Source organism: Acrocarpospora sp. B8E8 (genome assembly GCF_039871605.1).
Taxonomy (GTDB): Bacteria; Actinomycetota; Actinomycetes; order Streptosporangiales; family Streptosporangiaceae; genus Acrocarpospora; species Acrocarpospora macrocephala.
In genome coordinates, this window is the sequence record NZ_JBDPLV010000069.1 from 17,107 (window position 1) to 35,142 (window position 18,036).

21 protein-coding genes and 1 tRNA gene are annotated in these 18,036 nt (G+C 68.0%); 13 read left to right on the plus strand and 9 right to left on the minus strand.

The features are described 5' to 3' along the window. Positions 1-84 precede the first annotated feature (84 nt). Positions 85-669, plus strand: coding sequence for a transposase (locus ABGB08_RS43300; protein WP_347603058.1), 585 nt, complete (start codon positions 85-87; stop codon positions 667-669). Positions 670-828: 159 nt separating this feature from the next. On the opposite strand, the gene ABGB08_RS43305 is transcribed toward ABGB08_RS43300, so the two are convergent. Continuing rightward, a tRNA-Pro gene (locus ABGB08_RS43305) sits at positions 829-905 on the minus strand. Positions 906-994: 89 nt separating this feature from the next. Here ABGB08_RS43305 and ABGB08_RS43310 point away from each other — a divergent pair. From ABGB08_RS43310 to bla, 3 genes are all read left to right on the plus strand, one after another. Then, entirely contained in the window at positions 995-1,420 is a 426-nt protein-coding gene (locus tag ABGB08_RS43310) for a hypothetical protein (protein WP_347603061.1), read from the plus strand. A gap of 43 nt (positions 1,421-1,463) precedes the next feature. Next, complete coding sequence (locus ABGB08_RS43315) at positions 1,464-2,084, plus strand: FMN-binding negative transcriptional regulator (RefSeq protein WP_347603064.1); 621 nt, start codon at positions 1,464-1,466, stop codon at positions 2,082-2,084. A 77-nt stretch (positions 2,085-2,161) separates the two neighbouring features. After that, the gene (gene bla, locus ABGB08_RS43320; RefSeq protein ID WP_347603067.1) at positions 2,162-3,115 is read left to right on the plus strand and encodes a class A beta-lactamase; all 954 of its coding nucleotides are present in this window, start codon (positions 2,162-2,164) and stop codon (positions 3,113-3,115) included. Between the two features lie 98 nt (positions 3,116-3,213). On the opposite strand, the gene ABGB08_RS43325 is transcribed toward bla, so the two are convergent. Continuing rightward, complete coding sequence (locus ABGB08_RS43325) at positions 3,214-3,534, minus strand: DUF6458 family protein (RefSeq protein ID WP_347603069.1); 321 nt, start codon at positions 3,532-3,534, stop codon at positions 3,214-3,216. Positions 3,535-3,644: 110 nt separating this feature from the next. Between ABGB08_RS43325 and ABGB08_RS43330 the strand changes: the two genes are divergently transcribed. The 3 genes from ABGB08_RS43330 to ABGB08_RS43340 are packed head-to-tail and all read left to right on the plus strand — an operon-like array spanning position 3,645 to position 5,003. After that, positions 3,645-4,202, plus strand: a complete 558-nt coding sequence (locus ABGB08_RS43330; RefSeq protein ID WP_347603071.1) for a hypothetical protein — start codon at positions 3,645-3,647, stop codon at positions 4,200-4,202. Beyond that, positions 4,202-4,810, plus strand: a complete 609-nt coding sequence (locus ABGB08_RS43335; protein WP_347603073.1) for a hypothetical protein — start codon at positions 4,202-4,204, stop codon at positions 4,808-4,810. The genes ABGB08_RS43330 and ABGB08_RS43335 overlap by 1 nt, the downstream gene beginning before the upstream one ends. 4 nt (positions 4,811-4,814) lie before the next feature. Continuing rightward, positions 4,815-5,003 (plus strand): hypothetical protein, encoded by a 189-nt coding sequence (locus ABGB08_RS43340; protein WP_155357934.1) that lies wholly within the window; start codon positions 4,815-4,817, stop codon positions 5,001-5,003. A gap of 108 nt (positions 5,004-5,111) precedes the next feature. Here ABGB08_RS43340 and ABGB08_RS43345 read toward each other — a convergent pair whose 3' ends face one another. Both ABGB08_RS43345 and ABGB08_RS43350 read right to left on the minus strand, forming a co-directional pair. Then, on the minus strand, positions 5,112-5,522 hold the full coding sequence (locus ABGB08_RS43345) for an ATP-binding protein (RefSeq protein ID WP_347603076.1): 411 nt from the start codon (positions 5,520-5,522) through the stop codon (positions 5,112-5,114). 97 nt (positions 5,523-5,619) lie between these two features. Further along, the gene (locus ABGB08_RS43350; RefSeq protein WP_347603079.1) at positions 5,620-6,387 is read right to left on the minus strand and encodes a SigB/SigF/SigG family RNA polymerase sigma factor; all 768 of its coding nucleotides are present in this window, start codon (positions 6,385-6,387) and stop codon (positions 5,620-5,622) included. A gap of 172 nt (positions 6,388-6,559) precedes the next feature. Here ABGB08_RS43350 and ABGB08_RS43355 point away from each other — a divergent pair, with 172 nt between their 5' ends. After that, entirely contained in the window at positions 6,560-6,907 is a 348-nt protein-coding gene (locus ABGB08_RS43355; protein WP_246268815.1) for an STAS domain-containing protein, read from the plus strand. Between the two features lie 304 nt (positions 6,908-7,211). On the opposite strand, the gene ABGB08_RS43360 is transcribed toward ABGB08_RS43355, so the two are convergent. Beyond that, a complete protein-coding gene (locus ABGB08_RS43360) occupies positions 7,212-8,486 on the minus strand; it encodes a hypothetical protein (protein ID WP_347603083.1) in 1,275 nt (424 codons plus the stop codon). Positions 8,487-8,580: 94 nt separating this feature from the next. Further along, positions 8,581-9,273 carry a GAF and ANTAR domain-containing protein gene (locus tag ABGB08_RS43365; RefSeq protein ID WP_347603086.1) on the minus strand — a complete coding sequence of 231 codons (693 nt, stop codon included), beginning with the start codon at positions 9,271-9,273 and terminating at the stop codon, positions 8,581-8,583. Positions 9,274-9,326: 53 nt separating this feature from the next. Between ABGB08_RS43365 and ABGB08_RS43370 the strand changes: the two genes are divergently transcribed. Both ABGB08_RS43370 and ABGB08_RS43375 read left to right on the plus strand, forming a co-directional pair. Next, positions 9,327-11,102 carry a SpoIIE family protein phosphatase gene (locus ABGB08_RS43370; RefSeq protein ID WP_347603089.1) on the plus strand — a complete coding sequence of 592 codons (1,776 nt, stop codon included), beginning with the start codon at positions 9,327-9,329 and terminating at the stop codon, positions 11,100-11,102. 127 nt (positions 11,103-11,229) lie between these two features. Beyond that, on the plus strand, positions 11,230-12,273 hold the full coding sequence (locus ABGB08_RS43375) for a glycosyltransferase (protein ID WP_347603092.1): 1,044 nt from the start codon (positions 11,230-11,232) through the stop codon (positions 12,271-12,273). On the opposite strand, the gene ABGB08_RS43380 is transcribed toward ABGB08_RS43375, so the two are convergent. Continuing rightward, complete coding sequence (locus ABGB08_RS43380) at positions 12,270-13,289, minus strand: helix-turn-helix domain-containing protein (protein WP_347603095.1); 1,020 nt, start codon at positions 13,287-13,289, stop codon at positions 12,270-12,272. The genes ABGB08_RS43375 and ABGB08_RS43380 overlap by 4 nt on opposite strands. 75 nt (positions 13,290-13,364) lie before the next feature. On the opposite strand from ABGB08_RS43380, the gene ABGB08_RS43385 reads away from it, so the two are divergent. Both ABGB08_RS43385 and pruA read left to right on the plus strand, forming a co-directional pair. Continuing rightward, positions 13,365-14,264, plus strand: coding sequence for a proline dehydrogenase family protein (locus ABGB08_RS43385; protein WP_347603098.1), 900 nt, complete (start codon positions 13,365-13,367; stop codon positions 14,262-14,264). Next, a complete protein-coding gene (gene pruA, locus ABGB08_RS43390) occupies positions 14,264-15,922 on the plus strand; it encodes an L-glutamate gamma-semialdehyde dehydrogenase (RefSeq protein ID WP_347603145.1) in 1,659 nt (552 codons plus the stop codon). The genes ABGB08_RS43385 and pruA overlap by 1 nt, the downstream gene beginning before the upstream one ends. 126 nt (positions 15,923-16,048) lie before the next feature. On the opposite strand, the gene ABGB08_RS43395 is transcribed toward pruA, so the two are convergent. Further along, positions 16,049-16,498, minus strand: coding sequence for a helix-turn-helix domain-containing protein (locus tag ABGB08_RS43395; RefSeq protein WP_347603100.1), 450 nt, complete (start codon positions 16,496-16,498; stop codon positions 16,049-16,051). Positions 16,499-16,717: 219 nt separating this feature from the next. Between ABGB08_RS43395 and ABGB08_RS43400 the strand changes: the two genes are divergently transcribed. Beyond that, positions 16,718-17,125, plus strand: a complete 408-nt coding sequence (locus ABGB08_RS43400) for a hypothetical protein (protein ID WP_347603103.1) — start codon at positions 16,718-16,720, stop codon at positions 17,123-17,125. 410 nt (positions 17,126-17,535) lie between these two features. On the opposite strand, the gene ABGB08_RS43405 is transcribed toward ABGB08_RS43400, so the two are convergent. Continuing rightward, positions 17,536-17,913: a hypothetical protein gene (locus ABGB08_RS43405; protein ID WP_347603106.1), complete on the minus strand. Its 378-nt coding sequence runs from the start codon at positions 17,911-17,913 to the stop codon at positions 17,536-17,538. Between the last annotated feature and the right edge of the window lie 123 nt (positions 17,914-18,036).

Sequence of the window (18,036 nt, forward strand, 5' to 3'; positions counted from 1 at the left end):
TCTCGCTGCGCCAGCGCTGTGTGATCCACAGGGCCCGCGGAGCAATGACTCATAGATCCTCAAGCCACTGGCCTCGGCAGACCCTTGGTAAGGACGCAAGTTGATTCTCTGCGGGCCCACAAAGCGCGGAATGTGCTCTCGAAGGTCAGTGTCGGCGACCAGGCCGCGGTGAAGGCCGCCTACTGGGAGATCTTCGACATCAGCAGCCTGGGCGAACAGATCGAGCCTGCTCAAAGGCTCGTGGAGGAGGTCCAGCGCCGCATCGACGCCTTCGCCGAGACGTGGGGCGCCCGTTATCCGGCCGCGGTCAAGAGCCTGCTGACCGACCGCCGGAGTCTGACCGCCTACCCGCGTTTCCCGCCCGAGCATCACAAGCGCGTCCGGCATCCCAACTTCATCGAGCGCACCTTCGGCAAGACCCGCCGCCGGGTCAAGGTCATCGGCCGCTTCCCGGGCGAGACCAGCTGCGTGAGCCTGGTCTGGGCCGTGCTCGATCGCGCCTCACGCGGCTGGCGCGGTTTCGCCGTGACCAGCACGGGCCTGCGCGTCCTGCAGGACTGCGGCGCGCCCTGCTCCAGCCGCCCGCCCAGCTCCGCCCGGCGGCCAGCACCGACTCGACGCCCGACACGGCGGCCGCTTAAGATCAACCTGCGGCACCTACCTCGTTGAGCCTTTTACACCGCTCCGAGGACGCGACCTTCGGCCTGTCCTGCTGGGCGGAGCGATCGTGATGGACCGGATCTTCGGCGCGTAGTCCCTCGGTTGGTCACTCAAATAAAACAGGGTGTCACGTGAATCTCGTGACACCCTTACCAACCAGGGTTTACCTGGTCGGGACGACAGGATTTGAACCTGCGACCCCTTGACCCCCAGTCAAGTGCGCTACCAAGCTGCGCTACGTCCCGTTGCCTGGCTGGCCAGGCGAGAACAACCTTAGCGTAGATTCGTCGCTGGTGCGCACATGGTTAAGGTGCCGGGGCCTAGGGTGGCGATCATGGGAAGGAAGGCTCGGGTCGATCAGGGGGAGCTTGCGCGGCTGGTGGCGCAGGGGTGGTCGAATGGGGAGTTGGCGGCTCATTTTGGGGTGACTGAGTCGGGGGTTTTGCAGGCGAAGCGGGCTGCGGGGTTGTCCCGGCCGATGAGCGATCATCGGGCGGCGTTGCCGTGGAAGCTGAGCCGGGAGCACAGCCAGTCGGGGCCGGCGACGAACTTGCGGAATCTGTCGGCGGTGGCGCAGGGGCGTACGGTCCCGAAGGAGAAGATCAACACGGCGTTGCGGTGGGCGGGGCGGCTGGCGGAGCAGGGGTTGGATATCGCGTACGACCCGGAGGACGGGTTTTACGAGGTAGCGGCCGGTGATTCGTCGCATATCGCGGGGGTTCTGGCCGCAGCGCGGGTGGTGCTCGGTTCGGAGGAATAATACACGGTTGCGAAGGTTGGTTCATTCTCTTACCGTCTGATGCATGCTTATTCATCCGTGGGACGCGGGATCCGAGGCAGAGTCGTTGGCGTTCGTGCGGGAGAACGCGTTCGGGCAGTTGATCGCGGCTGGGCGTGGACGGGATGTGCCGGTTGTCGTGCCGACGCAGTTCCTGCTGGTGGATGATCGGCGCATCGTGTTGCATCTGGCTCGGCCGAATCCCGTGTGGGCGGCGATTGAGGAGAATGCGAACGTGGTGCTGGCGGTCGCGGGTGACTGGGCGTACGTGCGGGGGTCCTGGAAGGTCATGCCTGGCGAGGGTGATCCGGGGGCGGGGATTCCGACGACGTACTACGCGGCTGTTCAGCTCATTTGCCAGGCCCGGGTGGTGACGGATCCGGAGGGGAAGGCGGAGATTCTGCGGCAGCAGATCGCGGCGCTGGACGAAGGGCTGGTCGATCCGGCCGAGCATGTCCGGCAATTCCGGGGGATTCGCGGTCTGGAGCTGACCGTCAGCGAGATCAAGGGCAAGTTCAAGTACGGCGGCAACGCCGACGCCGCGCATCGGGCGTACGTGGCGGAACGGCTCGCGGAGCGGGATGGGCCCGGGGATGCGGCCGCGCTTGGTCATCTTCGGCGTAGGTCGCCGGTTCTGCCCGGCTAATTCGGTTCGACCGAATGTCGGTGGTGTGCGTTACCTTAAGGTCGTGATCGCGTACAGCCACGGGCAGGTGTAAGCAGGTGCCTGCCGAATCTGAGCAGTCCGGTCCGTCCCGCCGTGCTCTGCTGGTAGCCGCAGCTCTCCTGCCGCTGACCGGGTGCGACGCAGATGACCGCTCAGCCGCCAGGTCAACCCCGGCGCCGAGTCGCCGCTCTGCCAGCTCCCCGGCACCGAGTCGCCGAGCTACCAGGTCCCCGGACCGTTCGCGGTTCGCGGCGCTCGAACGCAAGCACGATGCCCGTCTGGGTGTGTACGCCCTGGCAACCGGCACCGGCGCCACGGTGACCTATCGCGCGGACGAACGTTTCGCGTTCTGCTCCACCTTCAAGGCGCTCGCCGCGGCGGCGGTCTTGCACCAGAACCCGCTCAGTCACCTGAACACGCGTGTCACCTACACCAGCGCCGAGGTCAACTCCATCTCGCCGATCACCGAGGATCACATCGCGACCGGAATGACCATCAGGCAACTGTGTGACGCCGCCGTCCGCTACAGCGACGGCACGGCCAGCAACCTGCTGGTGCGCGACATCGGCGGCCCGGCGCGGTTGACCGCCTACCTGCGAGGGCTCGGAGACACCGTCAGCCGCATGGACAACTACGAGCCCGAGCTGAACAGAAACCCCCCACGGAATCCACGCGACACCACCACTCCCCGGGCGATCGCCGCCGACTACCACAAGCTCGTGCTTGGTGACGCGCTGACCGCCGGCAAACGCGCCCTGCTCAAGGATTGGCTCGAACGCAACACCACCGGCGATAAACGTATCCGGGCCGGGGTCCCCCAGGGATGGACGGTGGCGGACAAGACCGGAACCGGCAACTACGGCAGGGCCAATGACATCGCCATCGTGTGGCCGCCGGACACCGCCCCGCTCGTGATCGCCATCATGTCCGACCGATCCGGATACAGCACCCCGCACAAAGAATCCCTGATCGCCGAGGCCGCAGCGCGGATCGTCTCCGCTCTCACCTGACCGGCTTCACCACAGGTGGGGGTTGATCCGGCTCCCCCGTCAAGGGCTCGAATCCGGCTCTGTCGGTCGATGGGGCCAGACCCCCTACCCCGTCACTGTCAGTCGTCGTACGAGTCGCGGCGGACGTGCACGTGTCGTTCGGCGGGGTGGACCCTGGCGTGGGACTCCTCCTCGTGCACCTCGCGGTACGGCTCCGTCGGCGGATCCACCGTATACATCAGGTCATGCTCCACCGTCTCCACCGGCTCCTCCGCCCGCGGCCGGCGCGTGTACAGACCGGTGATCAGCGCCCCCACCGCTCCCACCGCCATCAGAATCCACCCGATCATCTGCAGGTCGATCCCCGGTACATCCCACTTCACCGCGAACGCGAGCACCGCGCCGATCGCGACGAATGCCAGGCTGGCTCCGAAGCCCATGACGAACCTCCTCTGTCGGAGGACGACCTCTACCCGCGAGAACAGTGAATACTCGCCCCTTTCCCGGGCAGTGCGAATCGACAACTCAACAGAATCACCCGGAGGCAGATATGAGTGCCATCGCATGGGTGGCTGTCGTCGTAGTAGTCGTGCTGGCGCTGGGAGCCGCAGGTTATCTCGTCGCGAGCGGGAATCGCCGCCGCCATCTTCAGGATCGTTTCGGTCCTGAGTACGACCGCACCGTCCAGGAGCGTGACAACCGCCGCGTGGCCGAGCGGGAGTTGCTGGCCCGGGAGGCGCGGGTCGCGGAACTCGGCATCCGTCCGCTGGACGACGAGACCCGCGAGACGTACGCCAAGAAGTGGACGGAGGTCCAGGAGCGCTTCGTCGACGCGCCCGGCTTCGCGGTGACGGAGGCCGACGCGCTCGTGACCTCGGTCATGGCGGACCGCGGCTTCCCGACCGACGCGTTCGAGGAACGCCTGACCGTGCTTTCTGTCGGGTACGGCGCCACTCTCGACCGCTACCGCCAGGCCCACGAGATCAGCGGACGCGCGGCCCGGCAGGAGGCCGGCACCGAGGAACTCCGCCAGGCGATGGTCCACTATCGCGCGCTATTCGAGGAACTGCTCACCGATTCCCCGCACCCCAAGGAGGCCGATCGCTGATGGAGCGAAACCCATACAACTCCCCCTACGACACCCGTCACGAGGAGCCGGTGCCCGAATCGCCGGAGCTCCTCACCGAGGAGGCGCGCCGCGAGGACGCCGCCGGGGATCTGCTCGTGGCGGGCGACCGAACCGATCACGACCCAGACCACAATCCACTCAACACGGACGAGTCCGATCATGATCGACTCGACACCGACGGCCTTGACCACAATCCGGTCAACACCGACACCAGGGCCGAGACCCCGGACACCGAGACTCCGGACGACGCGCTCGCGACCGACGCTCAGACCCCGGACGACGCGCTCGCGCCCCACGCCGAGACCGAGGACGACCTGCTCGCGCCCGAGGCCGTGACCATCCCGGAACAGCGCTCCCCCGCCGACGAGATCGACTTCGACGCCCGCTGGCACGACATCAAAGCCGGCTTCGTCGACGACCCGCGCGACTCGGTGGAAAGGGCCGACGCGCTGATCGACGAGGCGGTGACCGCGCTGGCCGCCCGCCGCCAGGCGCTGGTGGACGGCTGGAAGAACCAGAACGACACCGAGCAGTTGCGGCTCGCGTTGCGCGAGTACCGCTCCCTGTTCGACAAACTGAAGGGATAAATCCATGTTCGCAATCGCGGCGGCCATCGTTTTCGGCATCGCCTTCTTACTGGACCTACTCAACGCCAGCATCGGCATCGGCCTCACCGCGCTGGTCGCGCTCGGCCTGTGCCTGCTCGCCCTGCACCAGGCAGGCGTGGGTACGACAGGCTTCAACACCTGGCGTGGCAACCGCAGCCGCACCCGAAGGTAGCGATCCCGAGAACCGTGCCGCGTGACCCCTCTCAGCCCAGGTCACGCGGCACACTCGCGCCAGCCACACCAAAACCACGGAAGCCGCGCTCGGATCCGCGGGTCGAGTTCAAAGGGTGAAGCGCATGATCACGGTCGTGCCGCTGTCCCCCGTGCGCACGTTCAGCGAGCGGCTCAGCAGCCGGGCGACCCACAGGCCCATCCCGCTGGTGGCGTGCTCGCCCGGCGGCTTGTGGCCGGGGACTCCATCCAGAATCCAGTGGCGGCCTTCGTCGTGGACATCCACGACGAGATCCCCGGTGTCGTACCAGACGCGCAGGCGGGCCTTGGTGGCGCCGTGAGTCACCGCGTTGGTGGTGACCTCGTTGAGGGCGACCAGGAAGTCACCGACGCGCTCCTCGGTCATGCCGCCCCTGCGGGCGAGGGCGGCGGCGAACTCCCGCACGTCGGGAAGGTCGGCGAGGGAGAAGGTAATCTCCTTGCCGCCCCTTGGCACGGACGTGGCGCCGTCCTCGTTCACCCGCTAACGCCTCCTGGTCGTGGCGAATCCCCGACGAAGATACCCCGGGATATCGCCCCAAGTTTGGCGATACCCCAGGGAAAGCCCCAGGCCGCTCTCATCCGGCGACGAGCTCGGAACGCAGCTGGTCGAGGACCTTGCGCAGGATTCTGGACACGTGCATCTGCGAGATGTCGAACTCCGCGGCTATCTCAGCCTGCGTCATGTTGCCGTAGAAGCGCAGCAGCAGGATCGTCTTCTCGCGCTCCGGCAGCTCGTCGATCAGGGGTTTCACGGCCTCCCGGTCGACCAGGACGGACAGGCTGTCGTCGCTGTCGGGGATGACGTCGCCGAGAGCCGCCGCGTCGTCGTCGGCGCCCAGGGGGGCGTCCAGGGAGAGGGTGCTGTAGGCGGCGGAGGCGTCCAGGGTGAGGATCATGTCGTCCTCGGACAGGCCCATCCGGACGGCGAGCTCCGGCATCTTGGGCGAGCGGCCCAGTTCCTGGGTCATGTCGGCCACCAGGCGGTTGAGCTCGGAGCGGCGCTCCTGGTAGAGGCGGGGGACGCGGACCGCCCAGGTACGGTCCCGGAAGTGGCGCTTGACCTCGCCGGTCATGGTGACCATGGCGTAGCCGCGGAAGCTGTGGCCCAGGGTGGGGTCGAAGCCGTTGATGGCCTTCATCAGGCCGACGTACGCGGCTTGCAGGAGGTCTTCCATGGGTTCGCCGCGGTGCAGGTAGCGGCGGGCGATGTCGCGGGCCATCGGGCGGTGCATCTCCACGATGAGTTCGCGGAGGCGGGTACGCCGTTCTTCGGTGACGTCGGCGGCGGCGAGTTCGGCGAGCAGGTCTTCCGCGGTGGATTCGCAGATGATTTCGGCAGGCATCTCGGCAGGCCCCTTATATGATTCGCGGGCTGCGCCTTACCGTGCAGAAGGCGCGCCTCGCTCAACGTTCGAGACGAAGCCCTCTGCTGGACCTCTGGCGCAATAATGCCCCAGATTCGGGAGTTTCACCACCCCCGGGATAACAGTAAGGTTGCGGCGAAGGAGGAACGCCGTGGCCAATCTCACTATGCGCTCGACCGCTGCCGAGGGCATCGTGGTGATCCATATCGACGGGATCCTCGACGCCACCACGCGGGATCAGTTCTCCGAATACCTGGACGCCGAGGTCGAGGAGCACGGCCCGGGCATGGTCCTTGACCTGGGCGGAGTCTCGTTCCTGGACTCGCGCGCGCTCGGCCTGATCGTGCATCACTGGCAGCGCTCCACCGGGGCGGGCGGGCATTTCGCGCTGATAGCGGTGCACTATCCCACCTCGAAGGTGATGTGGGTGACAGGGCTGTCCCAACGGCTCCCCATTTTCGAAACTCTCGACGAGGCATTGGCCGCATTCGCGAACTGAACGCGGACGCACCAGGTTCCGCCAGCGGCACGACGCTCACGGGGCGTAGTAGAAATTGAGCTCCGGGTGATCGCAACTTTCCTGGCGTCTTTACAATGTAGATCATCTCGATCGGATTCGAGACGGCTGAGCCGGGACACGCTAGGGGGAACCTGGCACCAGTGGATCCCTTCAGCTTGGAGTGCGGACCCCTTGTCGGTTGAGAAACTCACTCCATGGCGTTCTGCTGAGAGGGCCTGATTGTCCTGACGGTGCCCTAGTGCCAGCAAACGTGTCCCGGCTCAGTCACCCGTACCGGTCGCGGCTACATGTCGTCTCCAACCGGCTCCCAGCCGTCGTAGTCCTCGGCGTTGGGGCCCTCCTGCGCACGACGCCACAGGGTGTTGTCGTCGTTGCTGATGGCAAAGACCATGATCGCGCCGTTCTGCTTGCGCAGGGCGAATGGCTGCCTGACGTTGAAGCCGAAGGACCGCCACTCGCCGAATTGGGCGTTGGGCGCGATCTGCCCACGGTGCTTGAGGTGTCCCTCAGCATCGATGGCGAAGAGTTCGATCCGGCCGTCCTGGTTGTGGATCACGAACGGCTGGCTGACGTTTTCGCCCAGGGAGTGCCAGCCGGCGTCGAAGGGTCCGCTGGGCGAGGTCTGCCACCGATGCCACACCGCGTGATCGCCACCCTCGCCGATCGCGAAGACTTCGATCCGGCCGTCCAGGTTCTGAATCGCGCACGGCTGGCTGATGGTCCCGTTCAGGGATTGCCAATCGCCGAAGGGGCCGTTGGGAGTTACCTGCGAGCGATGCCACAAGGCGCGATCGCCGCCGGCGCCTACGGCGAAAAGGATGATCCTGCCGTCTGTGTTGCGGATGGCGAACGGCTGGGTGACGGTCCCTTCCAGGGAGTGCCAGCCGTCGAAGGGTCCGCTGGGCGCCTTCTGCCACCTATGCCACACCGCCCGGTCACCCCCCGCGCCGATCGCGAAGAGCTCGATCCGCCCGTCCAGGTTGTGAATCGCGAACGGCTGGCTGACGCTTCCGCCCAGGTCATCCCGGTCGCCGAAGGGGCCGTTGGGCGCCACCTGCCTGCGATGCCAGACCGCCCCGCCCGCGCCGATCGCGAAGAGCTCGATCCGCCCGTCCGGGTTGCGGACGACGAACGGCTGAGAGACAGTGTCGCCGAGGCTTTTCCAGCCGTCGAACTTGCCATCGGGTGCGGTCTGCCAGCGATGCACCATCGTGCCGTCCTGCGTGACGGCGAAGATTTCCATTCGCCCGTCCGCGTTGTGAGTCGCGCACGCCTGAGAGACCCTGACGGTGGTGGTTGTGGGAGAACCCATGGTCTTACCTTTCCTCCGGGTCGTGTCTGGATTGTTGGGTGGCGACGGGACGTCGTTCCGAACCTGACCGGGACGCGATGAGGTATCCAGCAGGAGCGGCGACGGCGGATGCGCCGACTGGATGATCAAAGGCGTTGTGGTGCCGTCAGTCCCAAGCCGCCAGGCGGATCCAGAGGGAACCGCCAAACGTGGCCGGCGCTCGCGTATCTGTTGATCTTTTTCCACCGTAACCAGACGGATCTCCAATAAGCTACCGACGGGTAGCAAAGGATCCCGGTGAACGATCGACGCCCGGCGCGCTAAACACCTTCCCGCGTCATGTCATGGCACAACGATCGGGCTACTTCGCGTTCTTCTGCTGGTGTTCCGTTACGAGGAGTTTCGCGAGGTCGGCGACCTTGACCTGGTGGTGCTGGGAGACGCGGCGCAGTTCGTCGAAGGCGGCTTCGGCGGAGCAGCCGCTGGCCTGCATGATGATGCCCTTGGCCTGGTCGATGAGGGCGCGTCCGGCCATCGCCTCCTGGAGCTGGGCGGCGCCGGTGAGCACGTCGTCGAACTCCCAGATGTTGGCCAGGGCGACCGTGACCTGCTCGCGTAGCAGGTCGGTGAGGATCACGTGGTCGGCGAAGACGCCGGGGCGCACGCCGTACAGCCCGACGATGACGACGGCGCCGTCGGCTTGCACGGGGAGGACCAGGGCGGAGCGGATGCCGTGCCGGACGGCGGCGGCCGCGTAGCGGGGCCAGCGCGGGTCGCGCATGACGTCGGCGGCGACGACGGGGCGGCCGGTGGCGAGGGCGTCGCGGGAGGGGCCCTCGCGCAGGTCGCGCTCGCGGTCGATGACGGCGATGAGCTCGCTGTGGGAGGCGGCGAGCAGGACGCGTTCGTCCTGCCAGAGTTCGGCGGTGCCGCCCGCGCAGCCGGGGACGCCGCGGGCGATGGCCTCGGTGACCCCGCGCAGCACGCTCTCGCAGGAGGCGCCCTCGGTCACCCGGCCGAGGGCCGCGAGATCGCGGGCGAGAATGGGAATCACAAGGATGACCGTTCCCCTGGTTCACCGAATAATGTACAGAGGAGCATATGTCCGTGACCGAGCTTGAGCAGCGGCTGGCCGAGTTCGCCGACCGGGTCGCCGCGCTGCCGCCCAGCCAGGAGCTGGCGGCGGCCGAGGAACTGGTCAGGGACGCCCTCGCCGAGCTCAGCCGGGCGCGTAAGCGCCGCGACGGCGGGCCGCAGCGGGAGCAGAAGCTGCTCAGGCAGATCTTCCGGACGATGCCGGTGCCGGTGATCGTGATGGATCCGAGTGGCACGGTCCGGCGGATCAACAACGAGACCACCCGCCTGCTGGGCAGCCCGGCCGGATATCTGATCGGCCGGGGCTTCCCGCTGCTGATCGAATCCTCCCGGCGGGCGGCGTTCCGGGCCCAGCTGGGCGCGGCGTTGCGCAGCGAGGAGAGCACCACCTTCGAGACCCGGCTGAACCACCAGGGGCGTACGCACACGGTCCGGCTGGTGCTGAGCCGGCTGCGCCTGCCGGGCGAGCCGCAGGAGATGGTGGCGGCGGTCGCGCTGCCGACCGAGGTCCAGCTGGCCGAGCCCCCGGATCACGCCGAGGCGCCGGACGAGGCGCTGTTCCTGGCCGCGGCGCGGCGGCACGAGCTGCTGTCCCGGCTGACCAGGCTGCTGCTGGACGAGGAGAGCCTGCGCGAGCCGGTGGCGCTGATCCGGGCGGCGCGGCTGCTGGCGGCGGAGACGGCGGACTGGGTGATCGCCGACATTCTCCGCGACGGCGTGCCGCACCGGGCTGCGGTGATCGCGCCGAGCGCCGAGCCGGTGGCGCGGCTGCAGCGCGCGGTCGAGGCGCTGCCCCCGGCGGACGCCCCGCTGGTCGCCCACGTGCTGGCCACCCAGAGCGGCCTCATCCACGAGATGCTGACGGATGAGGGCCTGCTGGGCGACGACCTGCTCGCCCAGATGCGCGCCGGTTCGCTGCTGTCGGTCCCGATCCGCACCGACGACGAGATCAACGGCGTGCTCACGCTGGTACGACTCCGCGACCGCCCCCCATTCGGCCTAGCGGACCTGGGCCTGCTGGAGGAGGTCGCGCTCCACCTGGGCCTGGCCCTGCGCGCCCAGCGAAGCTTCCAGCGCAGCTCGAACGCGGCCGACGCGCTGCGCAGCGGGGTGCTCCCCCGCACCTTGCCCGACATCCAGGGCTTCGAGACCGCCGCGATCTACCATCCGGGCTCCGGCCTGCGCGCGATCGGCGGCGAGTTCTACGACGTCTTCCCGATGAAGGGCGGCTGGGGCTTCGTGATCGGCAGCGCGGCCGGCCGGGGCGACGAGGCGGCGTCGGTGACCTCGCTGGTCCGCAACGGCGTACGGGTGATGAGCGTCTGGGAGGGCGATCCCGGCGCGGCCCTGCGCAAGGTCAACGACGCGCTGGTAGCGCAGCACACGGGCCTGTTCGTGATGGCCGCGGCGGGTTTCGTGCGCGGCAGGAAGGTACGGCTGGCCTCCGCCGGCCACCACCCCGCCGCCCTGCTGCAACCCGACGGCGGGGTACGTTTCACCGACGGCGGCGGGGTTCCGCTGGGCTTCGAGGAGGGCGCGGACCCGGCCACCGAGGAGCTCACGCTGGCGGCCGGGGAGACGCTGGTGCTCTACTCGGACGGCCTGGTCGGCTCCCGCAGCGCGGACGGGGCGGGTTACGGCGAGGACCGGCTGACCGAGGTGCTGGCCCGATGCGCGAACCAGCCCCCTGCGGCGGTGGTGAAAGCCATCGAGGAGGACCACCGGGCCTTCACCGAGGACCGGATCATCGACGAGATCACGGTGCTCACGCTGCGGCGATCTCGCTAGGCGATCTCGCTAGTTCCTGGGAAAGTTTGTGTTTAGCGCCGGTCGATGTACGGTAAGGAGAGCTACATGACTCGTGCCTAAGACGCAGGCACACCCTTTCATCGCGATCACCGCCATGAGGTGTGCCATGCATATCGCCATCGTCTCCACGCACAGTCTGTCCAGCGACACCCCCGCCATCGCCCGCGAGCTGGGCCGCGGCCACAGCGTGACCGTTTACACGCGCACCTCGTCCGCCATCAAGGGCGTCCGGGTGGAGCGCGTGCCCGCCGGGCCCGCCGGGGAACTCTCCGACAGCGACCTCCTGCCGTACATTTCCGACTTCAGTGATGGGCTCAAGCGGTGCTGGCGGCGAGACCGGCCGGACGTCATCCACGCCCACTCCTGGACCGGCGGGCTGGCGGCGATCGCCGGGTCCGACGGGCTGGGCGTGCCCGTGACGCAGACCTTCCACCACGACGACGTGCCGTCCGCGCCGGAGCGGCGGCTGGAGCGGGCGATCGGCCGCCAGGCCAGGGCCGTGATCGCGGCCTGCGCGGGCGAGGAGTCCGAGCTGATCCGGCTGGGCGTGCCGCGCCGGAACATCGCGGTCGTGCCGAGCGGCGTCGACGTCGAGCGGTTCCGCCGCCAGGGCCCGGCCGCCCCGCGCGGCGAGCGGGCCAGGATGCTGCACATCGGCGACAGCGGCGCGGCCATGGCGATCGGCGCGCTGGCCTCGGTGCCGGGCGCGGAGCTGCTGGTGGCCGGGGGCGATGACGCCACGCTGGCCCGGCTGCGCATCCTGGCCAAGGAGAAGGGCGTCGAGGACCGGGTCGGGCTGCTCGGCCGGGTGCCGCACGCGAGCATGCCGAAGCTGATCCGCAGCGCCGACGTGGCGCTCGCGCTGGCCCCCTCCGCGCCGACCGGGATGGCCGCGCTGGAGGCGATGGCCTGCGGCGTTCCGGTGATCGTGTCGGCCACCGGCGCGCATCTGGACGCGGTCGTGCACGGCGTGACCGGCTTCCACGTGCGACGTCCCGCCGAGGTGGCCATGCGGATGCGGCAACTGCTCGGCGACCGCACGCTGCGCACGGCCCTCGCGTTCGCCGGGGTGGACCGGGCGCGGTCGCGCTACTCGCTGGAGCGGGTCAGCCAGGAGCTCATCCGGGTGTACGAGAACGTCTGCGCCTAGAGGTGCGACGCCTTCAGGGCCAGGTGCAGCACCAGGCGGTCGCGGCCGTCGGCCAGGTTGAGGCCGGTCGCCTCGGCCGCCCGGCCCAGCCGGTAGTAGAGCGTCTGCCGGTGCACGCCGAGCGCCGCCGCCGTCTCCTGGACGTGGCCGCCATGGTCGAGGTAACACTCGACGGTGGCGGCCAGCTCGCCCAGCGGCGCGGCTTCCGCGGCCAGGGCGGCCAGCTCGCTGTGCGGGAGTTTGACCAGGTAGCGGTAGACGCCGAGGTCGTCCCAGTAGGCGATGGGGATCTTGCGGGCTTCGGCCACCCGCAGCGCGCCGAGGGCTTCGCGCCAGCTTTCCCAGGCGTCGGCCGCGTCCTGGCGGGAGGCGCCGACGCCGGTGGCGGTGCCGTACATGTCCTGGATGCGGCGGGCGACGTCGCGGGCCTGGGCGGCGGGGACGAGGAACGCGGGGTGGGTCAGCGTGAGGTCGATGCGGACGTCGTGCGGGAGCGTCCACAGCGCCGCGACCTGGCCGGGGGCGGCGCGGGTGGCCATCGCCACCAAAGGTCCCTCCAGGTCGGCGGCGGAGGCGGCGCGGGTGTCGGGGTTGGCGGAGAACAGGTCGTCGAGCGGGACCTGGCGGGTCTGTGACTCCCTGGCGAGGGTCGCCGCCGCCCGCGCGACCAGGGGTTCGACCGTTTTGAGGCGGTCGTCGGTGAGGTCGCCGGAGTCGAGCAGCCACAGGTAGCCGTAGGTCACGCCCTTGTGGCGGAGCGGCACGCAGACCCGGCCCAGCACGCCCGCGATGGCCGGGATCCGGACAGGGCCTTCGGCGGTGGCGATCCCGTACGCCTCGAAGTGGGCGCGGGTGGCGTCGGTGGCGCGCCTGCGCAGGATCACCTCCTCGCGGACCGCGTCGATGTCCCCGCTCTGCGCGCCGTACGCGACGAGCTGGAACGATCGGTCCTCCAAGGTCACCGACGCGTCCAGCAGGCGGGCGATCTCGTCGACGAGTTCCTGCACGTGGACCATTATTGAGCATTTGTCTGAACACGCTTGGCCGGATGTCCGTGGAAGGCAGCTGACGTGGAGATTTAGGCTGGTTGCATGCTTGGTGAGGTGCTTCTTGCGGCGTCCCGGAACAAGCGGGCGCGCCGTGCGGTGTCCCGGTTTCCGCTGACCCGCCGGGTGGTGGACCGGTTCGTGGCGGGCGAGCAGACCATCGACGCGGTCACCGCGACCCGGCGGCTGGCCGATCTGGGGTTGATGTCCACGATCGACCATCTGGGGGAAGAGGTCCGCGATACGGGAGCCGCCGTCGAGACCACCAAGGCGTACGTGCGGCTGCTCGAGGCGCTGCGCCCGCTCGGGTTCGGCGACCGGGCCGAGGTTTCGGTCAAGCTGTCGGCCGTGGGGCAGGCACTGGACGACGGGATGGCGCTCGATCACGCCCAGCAGATCTGCGAGGCGGCCAGGGAGAACGGCTCCACGGTGACGCTCGACATGGAGGACCACACCACGGTCGACTCCACGCTGGCGATCCTGCGAGCGCTCCGGACGGATTTTCCCGACACGGGAGTGGCGATCCAGTCCTACCTGTTCCGCAGCGAGGCCGACTGCCGTGACCTGCGCGACTCCCGGGTCCGCCTGGTGAAGGGCGCCTACGACGAGCCCGCGTCGGTGGCGTACCAGCGCAAGAGCGAGGTGGACCGGGCATACGTGCGCTGCCTGAAGGTCCTCATGTCCGGCACCGGCTACCCGATGATCGCCACCCACGACGACCGGCTGATCACCATCGCCGAGACCCTCGCCGACGGCCGCCCCGGCTACGAATTCCAGATGTTGTACGGCATCCGCACCGACAAACAACTCGCGCTCGCCCGCTCCGGCGCGAACGTCCGCGTCTACGTGCCCTACGGCGACGACTGGTACGGCTACTTCATGCGCCGCCTCGCCGAACGCCCGGCCAACGTCACCTTCTTCCTGCGTTCCCTTGGGGGTAAATGATGGATTCCGTATCAAATGTCCCCGTGCCGGCAAACGAGCCAGTCCAGGGCTACCCGCCAGGCAGCGCCGAGCGGGCCGCGCTGGAGAGCCGGATCAAGGAACTCGCCGGAGCCGACCTCGACCTGACCATGACCGTCGGCGGCGAACGCCGGATGGGCGGCGGCTCCCCGATCCCCGTCGTGCAACCCCACAACCACCAGGCCGTGCTCGGCCGTACGGCTGACGCCACCAACGCCGACGTGTCGGCGGCCATCTCGGCGGCGCTGGCGGCGGCGCCGGAGTGGCGGGCGCTCCCGTTCGACGAGCGGGCGGCGGTCTTCCTGCGCGCGGCCGACCTGCTGTCGGGTCCGTGGCGCAACACGCTGAACGGCGCGACCATCCTCGGCCAGTCCAAGTCGGCGCAGCAGGCCGAGATCGACGCGGCCTGCGAGCTGATCGACTTCCTGCGCTTCAACGTGGCGTACGCGCGGCAGCTGTACACCGAGCAGCCGGTCTCCTCGCCCGGGGTGTGGAACCGGATGGAGTACCGGCCGCTGGAGGGCTTCGTTCTGGCGATCACGCCGTTCAACTTCACGGCCATCGCGGGGAATCTGCCGGCTTCGGTGGCGCTGATGGGGAACGTGGTGGTGTGGAAGCCGTCGCCGACGCAGCAGTTCGCGGCGCATTTCACGATGCGGCTGCTGGAGGCGGCGGGGCTGCCGCCCGGGGTGATCAACATGGTGACCGGGAACGGGCAGGCGGTCTCCGAGGTCGCGCTTCCGCATCCGCAGCTGGCGGGGATCCATTTCACCGGGTCAACGGCGACATTTCAGCATCTGTGGGCGAGTGTGGGGGCGAACATCGGCTCCTATCACGGGTATCCGCGGCTGGTCGGGGAGACCGGGGGCAAGGACTTCGTGCTCGCGCACCCGTCCGCTGATCGGGGCGCGCTGCTGACCGCGCTGGTCCGGGGGGCGTTCGAGTATCAGGGCCAGAAGTGTTCAGCGGCGTCGCGGGCGTACATTCCGCGCTCGATCTGGGGATCGCTCCGGGACGAACTCGTCGGCACCGCCGAATCGCTGACGATCGGCGACGTCTCCGCCGACCTGTCCACCTTCCTCGGCGCCGTCATCGACGCCCGCGCCTTCGCCAAGCACAAGGCCGCCATCGACCGCGCTCGGGCAACGTCCTCGATCGACGTCCTGACCGGCTCCTACGACGACTCAATCGGATATTTCGTGAAACCGACCGTCCTGGTGTCCGCCGACCCCACCGACGAGATCTTCACCACCGAATACTTCGGCCCCATCCTCTCCGTCCACGTCTACGACGACGCCGACTTCGACCCCGTCCTGGACCAGATGGAATCCGCCTCCCCCTACGCCCTCACCGGCTCCTTGATCGCCCAAGACCGCCGCGTCATCACCTCCGCCTCCGCCCGCCTCCGCTTCGCCGCCGGCAATTTCTACATCAACGACAAACCCACCGGCGCGGTAGTAGGCCAACAGCCCTTCGGCGGCGCCCGCTCCTCCGGCACCAACGACAAAGCCGGCTCCATCTTCAACCTCATCCGCTGGGTCAACGCCCGCACCATCAAGGAAACCCTCAACCCCCCGATCGTCCAAGGCCCCTACCGCGGCGACATCCCCCAGTCAGGCTGGGTCCAACCAGAGCTATGACGTGCGCATATCTGGGAGAAGTACAGTTGGACTGTACTTCTCCTAGATTGGCTCGTTCCTGGACGTGTGCTCATCCTGGGCCGCGGGAAGCCCGCTGGGCGAATACGGGAACCCCCGCACGAGGGCTCAGTAGGGCAGGTCCGCGTCCTCGGCGGCTTCGATGATTCTTCGCCGGCCTTCAGCGCGACGCTCGCGGCGGGCCTGGAAGGCCAGGACATCGGCCAGCCGGACGAGGCGGTGACGGCTATCGGGGAGATGCTGCGCGGGGATCTCGCCTACGTCGAGCAACCGGGTGACGAAAGGACGCGAAAGACCGAGCATCTGGGCGACCTCGTTGGGGGTCAGGCGAGTCTCCACAGTAAGCGCCAGGACGGCGTTGCCCTGTGCGAGGTCATGAACCACCGACAGCACGAGCGTGAGCAGCGAGTCGGGCAGAACGATGTCCTGGCCATCCGCTCCGCGCAAAATAAGCTGGGCGGCATTCTCGGCAGCGATCTCAACATGAGCAAGGAACTCCTGCTCGCCGCCTTCCGCTTCGACGCGCGTCGCATTGGCAAGAACACCGGTTCGTGACATGACCATCTCCCAGCTTGATATCTGCAATAAGTGCAACCCCTTGACTCATCGAAGGGCCGCCAAGCTGATTCCGCCCGCCGCCGACAGCGTGTCATCGCGGCCCTCGACCAAGCCCGCACCCACGGCTCGGAGATCAGTGTGTCGGCCATCGCGCGAGCCGCCGCCGTGGACCGTGGTTTCCTTTACCACCACCGTGATCTCCTCCAGTAGCTTCACGCCTTGGAAGCCGCCCCACCCGACACCGGCCAGGGCACCGGTCCCGCCGTCACCCGGGCTTGTCTCCAAGCCGACCTCCTCGCCGCTCACGAACGTGCCATCCGGCTCACCGCCCGCATCCAGCAGCTCGAACGGCGGCTATCGGAGATGCTCGGTGAGCAGGCCTGGCGAGAATCAGGACTTGGCGCAGTCCCCGAGGTCGACACCCTCCACCACCAGATCGCTCACCTGGAACAGCAAGTTGCCGATCTACGCATTCAGCTCGACGAACGCGACGAGGACCTGGCCGCGGCCCGGGCCGCCAACCGCGAGCTCATGGCCCAACCGAACGCAACACCGCCAATGACACGCCGGGGGCAGCGTTGCGCAACACATACCGCAGACGATAACGTCACGTCTATCAGCTTCTGAGCTGCACAAACGCGAGAGACCGTCAAAGGTGCCCAGGCTGACCCCCGGATCAGTGATGTCACATTCCGAGAGGATAACTCCCAGCTCAGGACCGGTACCGCGCCCTGGGCGCTCGTCGGCTTCCGCAACCTGGCGATCAGCACCATCCGCCTGGCCGACCGCGCCAACATCGCCCACGCCCACCGTGATCTTCTCGACCGCGATGCCGCTTTCGCCGTCTACAACATCTGATCACCGATCATAAACCCGGACAGACCACCCCAACGCCGAGGCCGTGCGGCTACCTGCAGTTATAGAGATTCCCCTTGAGGCGCCCTGCGGTTGCCGGGTTCGGCCCTGACCCTCATCCTCGCTGTGCTCGCGTTGCCACTTTTCGCCGTCATCCTGAGTTCGCCCCACCGCGACATGAATCACTCGACATCGTACGGGCTCGCCTCAATGACCAGAAAACGCTCTGCGGAGTTTTTCGCCTGCGCCTTTTTCGCTAGATCGGCGGTTTTCGCCGCCAAGCCGATGGGCGAGGATACGGCATCGTCGTCGAAACCCTCCATATAGATTGAGGCGTCCAAGCGGGACGAGAGCATCGCGACCGAGGTGGGCCGCCGGTCATGCGTGCTCTCCCAGCCATATTCTTCCAGAAGGTCCATAGCCCGGTTGAGCGACGGCGTGGCAGCCGAACCATTGACATCGACGACGAAGACGTTGGTGATCGTAGTGAGCCCGTCCCAGGTGATTTCGGAACTCTCTTCCGCCACGATCGTCCCCAGGCTGCGGATGTCATCAATCACACCAGGGCTCACCTGTTCGGTGCCCGGCCACAACTCGGAATGACATCCCGAGAAAAGAAGGGCCAGGTCGAGGGCGAGACTCAGTCTGATGATCCGGGCCGCTCCGCGCCAGCCAGGGAGGCG